Below are 15720 nucleotides of genomic sequence, written 5' to 3' on the forward strand. Positions count from 1 at the left end.
CTGTGTCGAGGTGAGGACGCACACGCCGGTGCGCCCCTTCGACACTCCGGCAAATCCCGGGTGTATCCCCTGAGCGGCGTGCAGTCGCATGCGCCCTAATTTTTCGCAAGGAGGACGGACCGATGAGTACAGTTCGTGCCAGCGTCGTGCAAGATGCCCCGTGCGCGTTTGACCTGGACCGTTCGCTGGCGAAGGCGCTGACCCGTATCGACGAGGCGGCGGCGCAAGGTGCGCAACTGGTGGTCTTCCCCGAGGCCTACCTAACCGGCTACCCGAAGGGGCATGATTTTGGCGCGCGTGTCGGCATGCGCTCGCCGGATGGGCGCGATTGGTTCCGCCGCTACTACGAGAGTGCGCTGGCGGTGCCGGGGCCGCAAACGGCCGTGCTCGGCGCCGCTGCGCGCAAGCACGGCCTCCATCTTGTGATCGGTGTGATCGAGCGCGACGGCGGTACCCTGTACTGCACTGTGCTCTTCTTCGGGCCGGACGGCAAACTGTCCGGCAAACATCGCAAGGTGATGCCGACGGCCATGGAGCGGTTGATCTGGGGCTACGGCGACGGATCGACCTTGCCGGTGCTGGATACGCCGCTCGGCCGTATGGGTGCGGCGATCTGCTGGGAGAACTACATGCCGTTGCTGCGCATGGCGATGTACGGGCAGGGCATCCAGTTGTACTGCGCGCCGACCGTGGACGACCGCGACACCTGGCTGCCGACGATGCGAACAATCGCGATCGAAGGGCGCTGTTTCGTGCTATCGGCGTGCCAGTATGCGCGTGTATCCGACTTCCCGGCGGATTATGCGCCGATCCAGGGCACCAATCTGGATACCGTGCTGATTCGCGGCGGGTCGAGCATCGTGTCGCCGCTGGGCGAGGTGCTGGCCGGGCCATGCTTCAACGAGTCAGCGGTGCTGACGGCCGACCTGGATATGGGCGCCATAGCGCGCGGCAAGTACGACTTCGACGTGGTCGGCCATTATGCGCGCCCGGACATCTTTCAACTGCATGTGAACACGGCGGCCCGGAAGTCCGTGGTGTTGGCGGATTGATCGTCCACCGCTGGCAAGACTCAGTAGGTCTAAAATTGGCGTTGACGGCGATTGAATCGAGAAAACGTATCGGATTGCCGAAACCCTGTTAGATTGTTAGCGCCAACCATCAATCGCAAGGGAGCACGCCGAAAACTTATCATACGCTGAAACTGAATGATCAGAGAGTGTTGAGCGTAGTGCGCGCCGCGCGGCAAACCCATCTGCGCCTGGAAGCCGATGGCTGCCAATGTAACAGCGCCAACCTCTAGTCCATGCAGTCGGGCTGACGACGCGAGTACCTTGCCACCGGAGTCGAACACGATCAGATACAGAGCGAGACTCTGTGAGATTTCGACGGCACCCGCGCCGTCGACTTGCGCCGGCGTGGTGCCTGCCCCCAGCAGTTGCGCGGCATCCTCGGCCATCTGGATCTGCGAATCGTTGGCCGACTGCCGCATCACTTGTTGGGCGATCACGAAGCTCAATCCGCTTAACAGGGCAATCGCCGCCATGAGCGGGAACCGGACGCGAGCGATCGATTTCCATTGGTCCATGCGTGACGCCACCGGCTGCGTCGATCATAGCCGGGACGGAACCTGCCGCAAATCGGCGCCCTGTGCCGCTCGGACACAACGGGCTACTGCCGGAACTTACAAGCCCGTCATGCCGGCGGATAGTTAGCCGGCATCCACTCAAACGACGAGCGCGCATCTCCGATGTCGCAGCCTCCGAATGGATTCCGGCGCTGGTCGGCGGACAACGACGTGCCGGAATGACGGGTTGGTGGGCCGCGGCTGGTTTCTGGCCCTCCGACCGTTTGCCGATATACTTCGCCGTCCGCCGCGCGTTGAACTTGCATCCGTGTTCGGGGTATAATTCGCATAACGACGCGGCGTTCGCGGCCGCGCAGCGGAGGATAGCGTGACCGAACGAGTAGCCATCTATTTGCAGGACAAGCACGAAATCCGCGAAGGCATGCAGTACGCGCAGTACGCCGAAGCGCGCGGATTTGAGGCGGTCTGGCAGGCGGAATCGCGGTTGGTGCGCGACGCCATCGTGCCGATGGCGGCATTCGCCGCCGTGACATCGCGCATCAAGATCGGCAGTGGGGTTATCAACAACTGGACGCGCAACATCGGCCTGCTCGCGGCCACCTTTCTGACGCTCGATGACCTCGCTCCCGACCGCATCCTCTGCGGCATCGGCGCGTGGTGGGATCCGCTGGCGCGCAATGTCGGTATCGAGCGCAAGAAGCCGCTCAAGGCGATGCGCGAGACGATCGATGTCATGCGCCGCTTGCTGGCCATGGAGCGTGTCACGTTTCATGGCGAGTTTCATCACGTGGACGGCATCGAACTGGACGTCGTGCACGGCCGCCGCGCGCCGCGCAACGTGCCGTTCTATATCGGCGCGACCGGTGATGCGATGATGGAGATGGCCGGCGAGATGGCTGACGGTGTGCTGCTGAACTACTGCGTGCCGCCCGAGTACAACACGAACGCGCTCGAGCGGCTGACGGCTGGAGCGCACAAGGCGGGCCGCACGCTCGACCAGATCGACCGCCCGCAACTCGTGGTCTGCTCCGTGGACCGGGACCACGGCCGCGCTGTGCAGGCGGCCAAAGAACTGCTGACGCAGTACCTGGCGCAGCAGCCGCATATCGCCAAAGCCAGCGGCACGAGCGATGCGGTCGTGCAGCGCATCCAGAGTATCCTCGGTTGGCCGGCCACGAAGGAGCAGATTCACGCGGCGATGCAGTTCGTGCCCGACGATCTGATCGAGCGAATCACGGCGAGCGGTACGCCGAACGAGGTTATCGACCGGGTCGCTCTATACACACAGAACGGCTGCACCTGCCCGGTGCTTTATCCGCTGGGCGACGACGTGAAGCTGATGATCGATACCTTTGCGCAGTAGCGACGGTGGAGCGCACATGAGCGATTCCGGCGGCGAGAACAGCAGCCGCTACAGCACGTTTCTGGCGATCGTGATCGCCGTGGTATCGGTCGCTGGCGCGGTGATCGCGTGGCGCGCCTCGGTCGCGTCGAGCAACGCGGGCAGCGCCGACATGCGCGGTATCCTGGCGCTCGTAGACGATCAGTCGGTGCGAGCGCAGGCGGGCAGCGTGGTGCTCGGCGACCAGATCAGCTTCGCGGCGTTCAAGGCGAACGACCGCCTCTACACCATGCTGGCGGACGTGCCGGGTTTCGAGACGCCCGCCGAGACCTTCCACTCCGCGGCTCGGCGTGCCCTCGAAGACTACATTCCGCAGGCGTACATTGACCGCAACGAGCAGTTGGACGTGAACCGCGCGCTGGCGCAAAGCCGTGAATCGTTAAGTTACAAGAAGGACACACACCCGCAGCCGCATTTCGATCAGGCCGACCAGGCGCGCACGAAGGCCAACTGGATGCTGTTTGCGCTGATCTGGCTTGGCTTCGCCATCGTCTGCCTGACGCTGGCAGATGCGATTCAGAACGCCTTCCGGCACGTCCTCCTGGTGCTCGGACTGGGCGTGTTTGTGCTGGGCACCGTGCTGGCTGCCCTCGTGGAACTCGTCGGATAATGCCCCTCAACCCTCCGCAGGATCTGCCCGAAGGCCGCGCGGCCGGCACGAATCCCCCGCGCGCAGCACGCAGCCGCGATGAATCGTTCAAGCGCTGGCTTGCCGTATCTATCGCGTCCGTCGCGCTCTTCGTCGCGCTGACGTCGCTGCTTCAGGCCGATGCCTCCGGGCGAAACGCGCGCCTCAATCGCGAAGCGCAGCAGGTCGCCGTCAATGGTTCGACCGTCGCATCCACCGGCCAGCAGAAATACCTGTTTGGCACCTACGTGGCCGCCCGCCAGTATGCAGAACTGCGCGCGCAGGCGCAGCACCTTGAGACGTCCGGCGCCGAGGCGGCCGCCTCCGCTTTCATCACCGCCTCGGAGGCGTTGACCGGGCTGTCGCCGCTGCTGCTGCCGCCGTACGCCAGCGTGCGCGCCAGCGACGGATACCGGGTGCCCGACTATTCGCTATACGAGTCCGATTCGTGGGTCGTTACGGCAACGCTGCTCAGCCAGCGTCGAGAAGCGGCGATGCTGGAATCCGGCTCGTGGGATACCAAGGCCAGCAACTATGTCGCCATCATCACAATTTACGCGGTCGTGCTTTTCTTGTTCGGCCTGGCCGCGACGGTCAGCGGACTGGTGCGCGGGCTGCTGGTGGTGGTCGGGTTGGGGTTGAGCGCGGCCGCGTCTGTCGGCAACGTGGCCAACTTCGTGTCGCCGGTCGAGCGCTTGCCGCAGCGCGCCATCGAGCAGTACGCCCAGGGCTACGGGTTGGCATGGCAGGGGCGCTTCGACGATGCGGTGGGCCGGTATGATGCGGCTGTCGCTGCCGCGCCAGGCTTCGCGGCGGCGTACGCGGAGCGCGGGTCGGCGTACCTCAACATGAAGCCGCCCCGGCTCGACCTGGCCATCCGGGATTATGAATTAGCGCTGGCGCGCGGCGGGGGACGCTACGAAGACCAATGGAATCTCGGTTGGACGCTGTATATGACCGGACGTTACGCGGAGAGCATCGCGCACAGCCGCCAGGCGGTCGCGATGAACGCGAGCGCCTGCGGACCGATGCTAAACCTTGCGCTGGCGATGCTTGCGCAGGGGCAGGCTGTAGCGGACAAGGCGTATGACGATGCCGTTGCCTATTGCGCCGCGGTCGCGATGGCGCCCCCGGATAAAGGTCTCAGTTCGCCGGTATCAATCTGGTTGATGCTGCAATCGGCGTCGGACGACATCGATAATTTGCTTTGCCAGGTGAATGGGCAGCACTGCTACGCGGGCCGCGACCGGCCAAGCACGGGCAATATCGGTAACCGCGCTGCGCTGCCGGCCCTGGGCGAGAAGTACCGCAAGCGCATCAAAGAGGCCATGGTACGCCTGGAGTACTATCCGGGCAAGGTCGTTGCGCTGACCGGCGCACAGGTGGAGCCGTTTACATTCGGAAATGAAGTGACCGATGAGGACGGCATGTTTCGCTCATATGTCGCTCGCGATGAGTTCCCGGACAATGCGCGGACCATCTACGCGATGTTCTCGTACCGTGGCCTGAACAAGAACACCCAGACGGTCTGGAAGATATATCACGATGGCGTCGATGCGTTTGGCCTGCGGTACAACGAAAACTGGAATCTGGTCGCGGACGGTACCGCCATCAAGAGCGTCACGCAGCGCTACGGCTTGCAGAACGGTCGCTACGACGTCGAGCTGTACGGAAACGGCGAGTTGCTGGCGACCGGGGCATTCACGGTGGCGCCCGCGGCCGATCTGATGGTTGATCTCCCGGCGGGCGCGCGCCCGTCGGCGCCCATCAGCGTCGGTAACCTGAGCTTCGCCGACGACTTCGCGAACAACTGGAATGGCTGGTGGACTGGGCGGATCGACCGCGCCCGCATCGGGGAGATCGGCGGGGGCGAATACCGCCTCTTCTCGTCCGTGCCGGACGATGTCTGGCGCGCGCAGTGCGATGACTGCGTGGAGGCCGACAACTACTACTACGAAGTGGACACGCGTTTCATCGGCGGCCTGCCCGATTGGGGTTACGGCCTGACCGCGCACGGCAATCGCTCGACGAATCGCACGTACGCCTTTCTGATCAATGGCAACGGCCAGTTCTCGATCTGGAAGGTCTCCCCCGGGCAGGCGGTCAAACTGTCTGACTGGGCGAAGAGCGCGGCCGTTATCGCCGGCGGCGTGAATCGTCTCGGTGTACTGGTGCGCGGCGGTTCATTCGAGTTCTATGCGAATGGGCAGTTGTTGAAGCGGGTATCGGACGCGTCGCTGCCGCGCGGCTATTTCGGGCTGACGGTCGAGCACAACGATGTCGAAGTGGCATTTTCGAATCTGCGGATCTGGGGTGTGCGCTGACGCGCACCGATACACGATTGAGTGCGGCTGCAGGCATGGCCCGGCCGCGGTATGCAAGGATTGATGCTGTGCCACGACAAATCAATGAATATGCGCGGCCGCGCACGGTGGCCGAAGCAGTGAAGCTGCTCAAGGCGCCGGAGGCCGCGGCGCTGGCCGGCGGAACCAGCCTGCTCGGCGGCGATGCGCCGGGCGTCCAAATGGTCGTCGACTTGCAGGGTCTGCCGCTCAACTACGTGCGGAATGAGCCGGACGGTTGTCACATCGGCGCGCTGACGACACTGCAGGCGGTTGCGGGCGGCGCGGTTGGCGGCGAGGCCGGCGCGCTGCTGCGGCGGGCGGCTGCGCTGTCGGCGCAGCATACGGAGCGGCAGGCGGCCACGCTGGGCGGCGTGCTGGCGGCGGCCGGATGGAACGACCTGCTGGTGGCTCTGGTGGCCGTTGATGCCTGGGCGCGCGTGGTCTGGAGCGGCGGCGTCGAAGTCGTCCCGTGCGACGTGCTGGCGCGCGACCGGCAGCAGTGGCTCGATCGTGGAACGCTGATCACCGAGGTACTAACGCCCGTGCAGCCGGCCGGCGCGCGGTTCGGGTTCGCTCGTGTCGCGCGCACACCGCATGATGCGGCGCTCGTCGCGGTGGCGGTGCGTGTCGCGCGCATGAACGAACACCGTGTGCATGACACCCGCGTGGCGGTGGGCGGCGCGGAGCCGGCCGTCGTGCGCCTGCACGAGATCGAGCGTCTGCTCGACGGCCGCGGACTCAATAGCAGTGAAGCGCAGCTGGCCGGCGAAGCGGCGCGGCAGGCGGTGCGCCCTATCGACGACATGCGCGCAACGGCGGCGTACCGTCGCGCGATGGTGGCTGTGCTGATTCGGCGGGCGCTTGCAGAAGCAACACGTTAGGCCGGTCAAAGATCTCATCTCAGGAGAAGAACCCATGCTCGATTTAGTGTTGCGAGGCGGCAAGATTCTGGACGGTACCGGCAGCGGGATGCGCGACGGCGATGTCTGCATTCGCGGCGAGCGCATTGTCGCCATCGGCGACCGCCACGGCGAAGGTGCTGTGCGCGTGATCGACGTGGACGGGATGCTGATCACGCCCGGTTTCGTCGATGTGCATTCCCATTATGATGGCCTGCTGCTCGCCGACATCCCGGACTCGTCGGCGGTCATGCAGGGCGTGACGACGCTCGTGGTGGGCAACTGCGGCTTCTCGCCGGCGCCGGTCAACGCGCTGTTCCGCGATCTGCTGCTGGCGCAGATGGATGCGATCCTCGGCGGCGTGGAGTTCACATGGACGACCTTCGGCGGCTACCTCGACACGCTGGAGGCGAAACACCCGCCCGTCAACACCGCCGCGCTCGTCGGACATAACGCCGTGCGCGTGGCCGCGATGGGCTTCGAGATGCGCCAGGCACGCATGGACGAATTGGAGACGATGCGCCGCTACGTGGCCGAGGCGATGGAGTCGGGCGCGGCCGGGTTGTCGACTGGCCTCGTCTATCCGCCCGGCACGTTCGCCAACACCAGCGAGGTTGTCGAGCTGGCGCGCGTGGTGAAGAAATACGGCGGCATCTATACCAGCCACATCCGCAACGAGGCTAACAAGCTGATTGACGCCGTGCAGGAAGCGATCACGATTGGCGAGGAATCGGGCGTGCCGGTGCAGATCTCGCACTGCAAGGTCTCCGGCTCAACGAACTGGGGACAGAGCGGCCGGCTGATCCAGACAATCCACGACGCTCGGGCGCGCGGCCTGGATGTGACCGGCGATCAGTACCCGTACATCGCCGGCAGCACCATGCTTTCGACGCTGCTGCCGCCATGGGCGCATGAAGGCGGTGTGCCCGAGACGATGATCCGCCTGCGCAGCGCCGAGATGCGCTCGAAGATGCGCCACGACATGCTCAACGGCGTGGGCGACTGGTGGAATCCGTCGCGCAATACGACCTGGGACAAGGTCATGATCGCCGCGTCGCCGTTCAAACCGGAGATCGAAGGCAAGACGCTCGAACGCCTGGCGCAGGAGGCGCAGACCGACCCGTTCACCGTCCTGTTCGACCTGCTGCTGGAGACCCAATCACGCATCCTGATGGTGATCTTCATGATGCACGAAGACGACGTCAAGACGATCATGCGCGACCCGCAGATCATGGTCGGCACCGACGCGCTCGGCACCGGCAGCCGGCCGCACCCGCGCGCCTACGGGACCTATCCGCGCATCCTCTCCAAGTATGTGCGCGAGGAGCACGTGATCGAACTGCCCGAGGCGATTCGCAAGATGACGTCGTTCCCGGCCCAGCGTTTTGCGATGAAGGATCGTGGTGTGCTGCGCGAGGGCGCGTACGCCGACGTGGTCGTGTTCGATCCCAAGACGGTCAAAGATGAAGCCACGTTCGAAGATCCGATCCAGCAGCCGAAGGGCATCCCGTACGTGCTGGTGAACGGCACGATGGCGATTGAGGACGGCAAGGTGACGGCGGCGCGCTCGGGCAAGGTGTTGCGGCGGGCTGGGGCGTAGCACTCCTGGCAAGGAAGCTCGATGGCGTGGTCAGTTGTCGATCGTTGGGGAAACACGATTGTCCTTACTAACGAACGGTGGGCGCACATCGCCGAAGGGCATTGGGAACTGCGCGGCTTCCGAGACGAGGTACTCATGACCGTGCGTCTCGGCAGCCGCAGCCAGGATCGGCGAGATAGCACAAAGTACCGCTATGCGCGAAGCTTCTCCAACCTGCCTGCGGGATACACCCATATCAACGTCATTGTTCGCTTGCAGCCAGCGCAGTTCATTATCACGGCGTATCCGAAACGCAATCGGTGAACCATGAAGAACCAATTGGGCATCTTATATGACAAAGAAGCGGACGTGCTATACGTATCGCTCGGTCGCCCCAAGTATACGTCGTATGTCGAGGTGGATGACGATTTCATACTTCGCCTTGACCCGACCTCGGGCGCAATCGTAGGGTTTACGATCATCGATTTTTCGGCACACTTTACGGTTGATCAACCGATCCTATCACTGCCTTTGCTTGCGGATTTTGTGCGCGTACCCGATCAGCGACGAACGAAAGCTCTGGCAGAGCGCAAGGCTTCCTATCAAACGAAAAAGAGCGGGGTGAAGACTGAGGGCGCACACAGAGGGCGTGCGAGGAAATCGGCATGAAGCTCGCGTTGTTTGTGAATGGAGTTGCCGTTGCCGCCGACGCTGTGCCCAACGAAACGCTGCTGCCGCTGTTGCGCCGCCACGGCTATTTCGGCGTCAAGCACGGCTGCGAAGACGGCGCGTGCGGGGCATGTTTGGTGCTGGTGGACGGCGTGCCGCGCAACTCATGCGTGACGCTAGCCGCGCAGGTGGCAGGTTGCGCCGTCACGACGATAGAGGGCATGGGCGGTGATCAGCAGCGCGGCTGGAAGGGCAGCGAGCCGCTGCACGTACTGCAACGAGCCTTTGCCGCGTCGGGCGCCATCCAGTGCGGCTATTGCACGCCCGGTTTGATCCTCGCCGCGAAGGCGCTGCTTGACCGCAACCCGCACCCGACCGAAGCCGAAGTGCGCGATGCGCTGTCCGGCGTGTTGTGCCGCTGCACCGGTTACCTCAAGCCGGTGCAGGCCGTGCTGGCCGCGGCGCGCGGGGAGACCGGCGTGCCAACCGGTGTGCCGTTCGACGCCGTCTTTGGCGCTCCGCTGCGCTCCACGCCGGATGCGCCGGGACTGGCGCCGGCCGGCGCCGTGACGCAGACGCTGCTGCCAACGATGGTTGTTGCGCCGGCCGGCCCCGTAACGAAGGTGGTGGGCAAGCCGGAGCAGAAGGTCGACGCGCTCAAGCTGGTGCAGGGCAAACCGGCGTTCACCGACGACATCGAACTGCGCGGCATCTTGACGGCCAGGGTGCTCTGGTCGCCGGTGGCGCATGCGCGCATCACGTGCATCGACGTATCGAAAGCGCGCGCTCTGCCGGGTGTGGCGGCGGTGCTGACCTACCAGGACATTCCGCGCGTCGTATATTCGACGGCCGGGCAATCCGACCCGATCCCCGGGCCGCTCGATTCCGTCTCGCTCGACAGCAAGGTGCGCTTCGTCGGCGATCGCGTGGCGTTTGTGGCTGCCGAGAGCGACGAGATCGCGGAGCAGGCGCTAGCGCTGATCGATGTGGACTACGAGGAACTGCCTGCCGTGCTCGATATGCGCGAGTCGCTGAAGCCGGACGCCCCCCGCATCCATGACGAGCCGGACTACGTGCGCTTTGGCGAATCCGATCCATCTCGCAACCTGGCGGCCGCGATTCGCATCAACATCGGCAACGTGGACGACGGCTTCAAGCAGGCCGAGCGCATCTTCGAGCACGAGTACGTCGTGCCGAAGGTGCAGCAGGTCAGCATCGAGCCGCATGTGGTGGTGACGTGGTGGGACGAGGACGACCGGCTGGTCATTCGCTCGTCCACTCAGGTGCCGTTCCATGCGCGGCGCATCCTGTCGCCGGTGCTGGGCCTGTCGCCCAAGCGCATCCGGGTCATCAAGCCGCGCATCGGCGGCGGCTTCGGCGGCAAGCAGGAAGTGCTGATCGAGGACGTGGCTGCGCACCTGACGATCGCCACGGGCCGACCGGTGCGCTTCGAGTACACGCGCGGCGAGGAGTTCCTGGCGGCGCGCTCGCGCCACCCGATGCGCGTGCGCATGAAGACCGGCGTCACCCGCGACGGCAAGATCGTCGCGAACGAGATGGTCGCCCTGTCGGATACCGGGGCTTACGGTTGCCACGCACTGACGGTAACCGGCAACACCGGGCACAAAGCGATGGCGCTCTACAACGCACCGAACATCCGCTTCTATGCGGACGTGGTTTACACCAATACGCCGCCGTCCGGTGCGTATCGTGGATACGGCGTCCCGCAGGGCTTCTTCCCGCTTGACGTGCACATGGAACGGATCGCCGAGGCGATGGGTTGGGATCCGCTCGAGTTCCGTCTGAAGAACACGGTCAAGGCCGGCGATGAGCACCCGTTCAGCCGCGCCTGGAGTGAGGGTCGCGAGCCGCGCCCGGAGATCATCAAGACCTGCGGCCTGCCGCAATGCGTGGAGCGCGGTGCCGCGGCAATCGACTGGCACGCCAAGCGCGCACGTGCCGACTATCACGCTGTTCCCGGCGCGCCGCATTTGCGCCGCGGTCTCGGCGTGGCGCTGGTGATGCAGGGCACCGCGATCCCGTATCTCGACATGGGCGCAGCCAGCATCAAGATTAACGACGACGGCTCGTTCAACGTGCTCGTCGGCGCGACCGACCTCGGCACCGGCTCGGATACCGTGCTGGCGCAGATGGCGGCCGAGGTGCTCGGCGTGACGCTGGACGACATCATCATCTACTCGTCCGACACCGATTTCACGCCGTTCGACAAAGGCGCGTATGCCAGCAGCACGACGTACATCAGCGGCACGGCCGTGACGCGCGCCGCGCAGCAGGTCGCCGACCAGATTCGCGAGGCGGCAGCGGGTATGTTCAGCACGTCCGGCATGGCGGTGCGCGCCGCCGATGTGGCGCTCCGCGACCGGCAGGCGTTTGCGCCCGATGGCCGCTCCGTCACACTGGCGCAAGTGGCGCTCGAATCGCTGCACCATGCGAACCAGCGCCAGATCATGGCGGTCGCCTCGTACGTGTCGCCGGAATCGCCGCCGCCGTTCGCCGCCCAGTTCGCCGAGGTGACGGTCGACATCGAGACGGGCGAGGTGCGCGTCGAGAAGCTGGTCATGGCCGTCGACTCCGGCGTGATCGTGAACCCGCTGACCGCCTCGGGGCAGATCGAAGGCGGCATGACGCAGGCGCTCGGCTACGCCGTGTGCGAGGAGATGACGTTTGACGCGCGTGGCGCGATCGAGCAGCGCAACCTTCGCGACTACAAGATCTTTGCCGCTAACGAGATGCCGGAACTGCAGACGATCTTCGTGGAGACGTACGAGCCGTCGCACCCGTTCGGTGTCAAGGCGGCCGCGGAGATCCCGATGGACGGCGTCGCGCCGGCGGTCGCCAATGCCGTGCACGACGCGGCGGGCATCTGGATGGACCAGATTCCGATGACGCCGGAACGGGTCTGGCGGGCATTGAAGGCGCAATAGGTTGGTCGTGTGGCGTGCCAGTTGGCACGCCATGCTGTTCGTGATTGACAGCACATCACGCTGAATCCACCTTGGCGAGGAGCCCATGTCCTTCACAATCTTCGTTGCACCCTTCCTGACCGAGTTCAACGTCCGCGCCATCGACTACGCGGCGCACATGCCCGGCGTGCGGCTCGGCGTGATCAGCCAGGAGGCGCAGGAAAAGCTGCCGCAGTACGTTCGCTCGCGCCTGACGGGGCACTGGCGAGTGGACGATGCGCAGAACGCCGGACAACTGGTCACGGCAGCAGAGGCGCTGGCGCGCCAGATCGGTGCGCCCATTCACCGTCTGTTTGGCGGCAACGAACAGATACAGATGCCGATGGCGGAGGCGCGCGAGAGGCTTGGTGTGGCGGGCATGTCGTCCGACACGGTCAGAAACTTTCGCGACAAGGCGCAGATGAAGGAAGTGCTGCGCAGCGTGGGATTGCCGTGCGCGCGCCACAGCCTGTTGACCAGCGAAGCCGCCGCATGGGCGTTCGCCGGCGAAACGGGTTACCCGCTGGTCGTCAAGCCGCCGGCGGGCGCCGCATCGCAGGCGACGTACAAGGTCGAGAACGCCACGCAACTGCGCGACGCGCTGGACAAGGCCGCGCCATCGCCGGCCAACGAGGTGCTGATCGAGGAGTTCATCGTCGGCGAGGAACATTCCTTCGACACTTTTTCTCTGCACGGCAAGCCGGTCTTTCATTCGCTGACACACTACCTGCCGCAGCCGCTCGATGTCATACGCAACCCGTGGATTCAGTGGTGCGTGCTGCTGCCGCACGAGATCGAATCGCCGCGCTATGACGACATTCGCGAGATCGGCTGGCGCGCGCTCGAAGCGCTCGGCATGGACACCGGGGTGAGCCACCTCGAATGGTTCCGGCGGCGCGACGGCAGCATCGCGATCTCTGAGGTCGCCGCCCGGCCGCCCGGCGCGCAGATCATGACGCTGATCTCGCGCGCCAACGAATTCGACGCGCTCGGGGCGTGGGTCAAGTTGATCGCCAAAGACACGTTCGAAGTGCCCACCCGTCGCTACGCCGTGGGCGCGGCCTATCTGCGCAGCCAGGGCGAGGGGCGGGTCAAGGCGATCCACGGCCTGGAAACGGCGATGCAAGAGGTCGGCCATCTGGTGACCGACGCGAAGCTGCCCGCGATTGGTCAGGAAAAGAGCAAGACATACGAGGGCGAGGGCTTCATCATTGTGCGGCATCCGGAGACGTTGGTCGTCCAGCAGGCGCTGACGACGCTCATCAACGCCGTGCGCATCGAGATGGGCTAATGCCCGCCTGGCTCGATAACTTGCTGCGCCCGTTGCGCGGCCCGCGACGGCTTGTCTCTGACGCGGCTGCGCTGTATAGGATACCGGTCCTGCTCGTGCACTTCTTGCCGGTATCTGACGGTGCGATCGACCTACGTATCTCCGCTGAAACGCGTGCACCGCTTGACCTGATTTGCCGAACGGGTGGCCGTTCGTTGGCGACCATGATAGGGCGATGGAAGCGGGCATCGGACTGATGGATGGCCCGCAGTAACCCGAGCTGACAACCGCATGGCAGCCGATCGACAGAGACGGCCTGGAAACGTATGGATCGCTCAACGCATGCTGGTCGCGTGGGCGGCCTTCGGGTTCCTGGCCGCCGCCGCGACGTATTTCACCAGGCAGATCGACGCGTTTCGAAGTATGGTCTTCAACGCAGACCTGCTGCTAACCGAAGATTTGTACCGGCATTTTGTTCAGGGTAACGACTTCTCGCGCTGGGCCTGGTCTGCGGCGACATACTGGTTCCCCGATAGTACGCTGTACTTTGCGCTACGCTTCCTCACCGGCAACCTGCAGGCGGCTGCCATCAGCTATGCGCTCGCGCAGGTGGTGCTCTGCGTTGTCGGAATCATGGCGCTATCGCGCCTGACATTCCGCAAATATGTGCCCGCGCACGACGCGCTAATCATTGCGTGCGGAGCGCTTTACCTGGGCGGTGCCGCACTGTGGTTGCCGGGCGCGCAGTACCTGTTGGGGCCGGTTCTGCATGGCGGCGTGGCGCTCACTTTGCTCTTCGCGCTGGCGCTCGTCATCTGGCTTTTGGTTCGCCCGGCCACAAGGCCTGGGCAGGCGCTGGCTATGGCCACGTTGGGCGCATTGGCGTTCGCGGCTACCCTGTCCGACCTGTTCTTTGTGCCGCAGGTGCTCGTACCGCTTGGCGGCGCGTTACTGGCGCTGGCCGTCCGGCTACCGGCATACCGCCGGCGCGCTGCGGCGCTGGCCGCTGTGCTTGGTGTGGCCAGCACGGCCGGTTTTGTGGCCGATCGCATGGCGCGCACGTCCGTGGATAACGTAAGCATGATGCTCGCGCCGGACCACGCCGGCCGATCGCTCGCGGCATTGGCGGGCGTTGTGCAGCAAGCCGGTTCGGCCAGCCCTTTGCACGCGGCGCTGATCGCGCTGTGGCTCGGCGGCCTGTTCGCATACACGCTGCGGCGCGTGCGGGGCGCCGGTGTCAACGCTGCGCCGTCGGATGTGGCAGCGGTGGTGCTGGGCGCCGCGCTGGCGGTGCACGCGCCCGTTGAATTGGCTTTCGTCGTGCTGGCCGGCATCTTCAGCGATATCACGAACCTGCGGTATTTCGTGCCGTTGCTAGTCCTGCCCACCGGCTGGGGCTTCGTGCTCTTGCTTTCGCCATGGAGCGATGGGACGCGCCGCGCCGTGTGGCTGTCAGCGGGCTGCGCCGTGGCGATCAGCGCCATCATGCTGGCGCAGGCGGTAGCCGATGCGCCCCGGCTCGCGAAGCTATCGCAAGTGACGACGTACTACCCTGCGGATGTCGCGTGTCTGGACGAGCAGTTGTCGCCGCTGGGTGTGACGCGGGGAGTGGCAACCTACTGGCAGGCCCGACCGACCGCGCTGCTCTCAAGAAACGGCCTGGAACTCGCGCAGGTAACGGCCGACCTCGCGCCGTTCTACTGGGAGAACGATCTAAGCGCGTATGACATTGAGCCGCAGTTCATCCTGCTTGACCGCCGCCCCGGCATGCCCGCGGAATACGTGATCGACGAGAAGCGCGTGCGTGCTCGTTTTGGCGCCCCGGCCGCAATCATCGATTGCGCGGATGCGCGCGCGCTGGTCTACAACCGGCCGTCAGATACGGCGCTGCCGGTGATGTTCAAAGGTGCGCCGGGACTGGCCAGTTTCCGCCGCGCAGGTGACAGCTACACATATCAGCCTGCAAATCTGCCGGGCGCCGTCGGCCGGGTTGATGGGCTTGGACGCACCGTGGCGGGCGGTCCACCGGGCTTCCTGACCTTTGGGCCGTATGTACCGTTGCCGCCGGGTGACTACGCCTTGGTGATCGAGTACGCCGCACAGAGTCCCAGTGATCGGATCGGCGCATGGGATGTGTCGATCGCACGTCCGGGGGGCGACGCGATTGCGGCGTCCGGGACGCTGACGACCGCCGGCGCGCAGGCGCGTGGCGCATTCAGCCTGGCCGAAACCGGCATCGTTGAGGTGCGAATCATGTACGCCGGGCCGGGCAGTCTGACGGTCAGCGCGCTGAAGCTGGCGAAGCTGAAGTGAACCGGGGTGCCACCGCTTGCGGCAGCAGTCTGGATGTTGACAATTGACCTGCAATTCCGTATAA

General features: G+C 64.9%; 12 protein-coding genes. 11 read left to right on the forward strand and 1 reads right to left on the reverse strand.

Annotated features, from left to right (window positions below):
• Window positions 1–122 precede the first annotated feature (122 nt).
• Entirely contained in the window at window positions 123–1052 is a 930-nt protein-coding gene (locus HZB53_13115; GenBank protein MBI5878582.1) for a carbon-nitrogen hydrolase family protein, read from the forward strand.
• A 29-nt stretch (window positions 1053–1081) separates the two neighbouring features.
• On the opposite strand, the gene HZB53_13120 is transcribed toward HZB53_13115, so the two are convergent.
• Window positions 1082–1588: a hypothetical protein gene (locus tag HZB53_13120; GenBank protein MBI5878583.1), complete on the reverse strand. Its 507-nt coding sequence runs from the start codon at window positions 1586–1588 to the stop codon at window positions 1082–1084.
• A gap of 367 nt (window positions 1589–1955) precedes the next feature.
• On the opposite strand from HZB53_13120, the gene HZB53_13125 reads away from it, so the two are divergent.
• The 10 genes from HZB53_13125 (at window position 1956) to HZB53_13170 (ending at window position 15656) form a co-directional block, all read left to right on the forward strand.
• Window positions 1956–2951, forward strand: coding sequence for an LLM class flavin-dependent oxidoreductase (locus HZB53_13125; protein ID MBI5878584.1), 996 nt, complete (start codon window positions 1956–1958; stop codon window positions 2949–2951).
• Window positions 2952–2967: 16 nt separating this feature from the next.
• Window positions 2968–3600: a hypothetical protein gene (locus tag HZB53_13130; protein MBI5878585.1), complete on the forward strand. Its 633-nt coding sequence runs from the start codon at window positions 2968–2970 to the stop codon at window positions 3598–3600.
• The gene (locus HZB53_13135; protein ID MBI5878586.1) at window positions 3600–5942 is read left to right on the forward strand and encodes a tetratricopeptide repeat protein; all 2343 of its coding nucleotides are present in this window, start codon (window positions 3600–3602) and stop codon (window positions 5940–5942) included. The genes HZB53_13130 and HZB53_13135 overlap by 1 nt, the downstream gene beginning before the upstream one ends.
• 68 nt (window positions 5943–6010) lie before the next feature.
• Window positions 6011–6844: an FAD binding domain-containing protein gene (locus HZB53_13140; protein ID MBI5878587.1), complete on the forward strand. Its 834-nt coding sequence runs from the start codon at window positions 6011–6013 to the stop codon at window positions 6842–6844.
• Between the two features lie 34 nt (window positions 6845–6878).
• Window positions 6879–8462 carry a D-aminoacylase gene (locus HZB53_13145; protein MBI5878588.1) on the forward strand — a complete coding sequence of 528 codons (1584 nt, stop codon included), beginning with the start codon at window positions 6879–6881 and terminating at the stop codon, window positions 8460–8462.
• Window positions 8463–8483: 21 nt separating this feature from the next.
• Window positions 8484–8765: a hypothetical protein gene (locus HZB53_13150; GenBank protein MBI5878589.1), complete on the forward strand. Its 282-nt coding sequence runs from the start codon at window positions 8484–8486 to the stop codon at window positions 8763–8765.
• 3 nt (window positions 8766–8768) lie between these two features.
• Window positions 8769–9110: a DUF2283 domain-containing protein gene (locus tag HZB53_13155; GenBank protein ID MBI5878590.1), complete on the forward strand. Its 342-nt coding sequence runs from the start codon at window positions 8769–8771 to the stop codon at window positions 9108–9110.
• Complete coding sequence (locus tag HZB53_13160) at window positions 9107–12055, forward strand: molybdopterin-dependent oxidoreductase (protein ID MBI5878591.1); 2949 nt, start codon at window positions 9107–9109, stop codon at window positions 12053–12055. The genes HZB53_13155 and HZB53_13160 overlap by 4 nt, the downstream gene beginning before the upstream one ends.
• A gap of 85 nt (window positions 12056–12140) precedes the next feature.
• Window positions 12141–13364, forward strand: a complete 1224-nt coding sequence (locus HZB53_13165) for an ATP-grasp domain-containing protein (GenBank protein ID MBI5878592.1) — start codon at window positions 12141–12143, stop codon at window positions 13362–13364.
• Window positions 13365–13685: 321 nt separating this feature from the next.
• Entirely contained in the window at window positions 13686–15656 is a 1971-nt protein-coding gene (locus tag HZB53_13170) for a hypothetical protein (GenBank protein MBI5878593.1), read from the forward strand.
• Window positions 15657–15720: the final 64 nt, after the last annotated feature.

The sequence above is a fragment of the Chloroflexota bacterium genome (genome assembly GCA_016235055.1).
GTDB lineage: Bacteria > Chloroflexota > Anaerolineae > JACRMK01 > JACRMK01 > JACRMK01.

What these genes read in the sequence shown, in the direction of transcription:
- HZB53_13135 (MBI5878586.1), top strand. Translation starts at nt 3,600, where the DNA reads ATGCCCCTCAACCCTCCGCAGGATCTGCCCGAAGGCCGCGCGGCCGGC.
- HZB53_13130 (MBI5878585.1), top strand. Translation starts at nt 2,968, where the DNA reads ATGAGCGATTCCGGCGGCGAGAACAGCAGCCGCTACAGCACGTTTCTG.
- HZB53_13115 (MBI5878582.1), top strand. Translation starts at nt 123, where the DNA reads ATGAGTACAGTTCGTGCCAGCGTCGTGCAAGATGCCCCGTGCGCGTTT.
- HZB53_13150 (MBI5878589.1), top strand. Translation starts at nt 8,484, where the DNA reads ATGGCGTGGTCAGTTGTCGATCGTTGGGGAAACACGATTGTCCTTACT.
- HZB53_13160 (MBI5878591.1), top strand. Translation starts at nt 9,107, where the DNA reads ATGAAGCTCGCGTTGTTTGTGAATGGAGTTGCCGTTGCCGCCGACGCT.
- HZB53_13120 (MBI5878583.1), bottom strand. Translation starts at nt 1,588, where the DNA reads ATGGACCAATGGAAATCGATCGCTCGCGTCCGGTTCCCGCTCATGGCG.
- HZB53_13155 (MBI5878590.1), top strand. Translation starts at nt 8,769, where the DNA reads ATGAAGAACCAATTGGGCATCTTATATGACAAAGAAGCGGACGTGCTA.
- HZB53_13165 (MBI5878592.1), top strand. Translation starts at nt 12,141, where the DNA reads ATGTCCTTCACAATCTTCGTTGCACCCTTCCTGACCGAGTTCAACGTC.
- HZB53_13170 (MBI5878593.1), top strand. Translation starts at nt 13,686, where the DNA reads ATGCTGGTCGCGTGGGCGGCCTTCGGGTTCCTGGCCGCCGCCGCGACG.
- HZB53_13145 (MBI5878588.1), top strand. Translation starts at nt 6,879, where the DNA reads ATGCTCGATTTAGTGTTGCGAGGCGGCAAGATTCTGGACGGTACCGGC.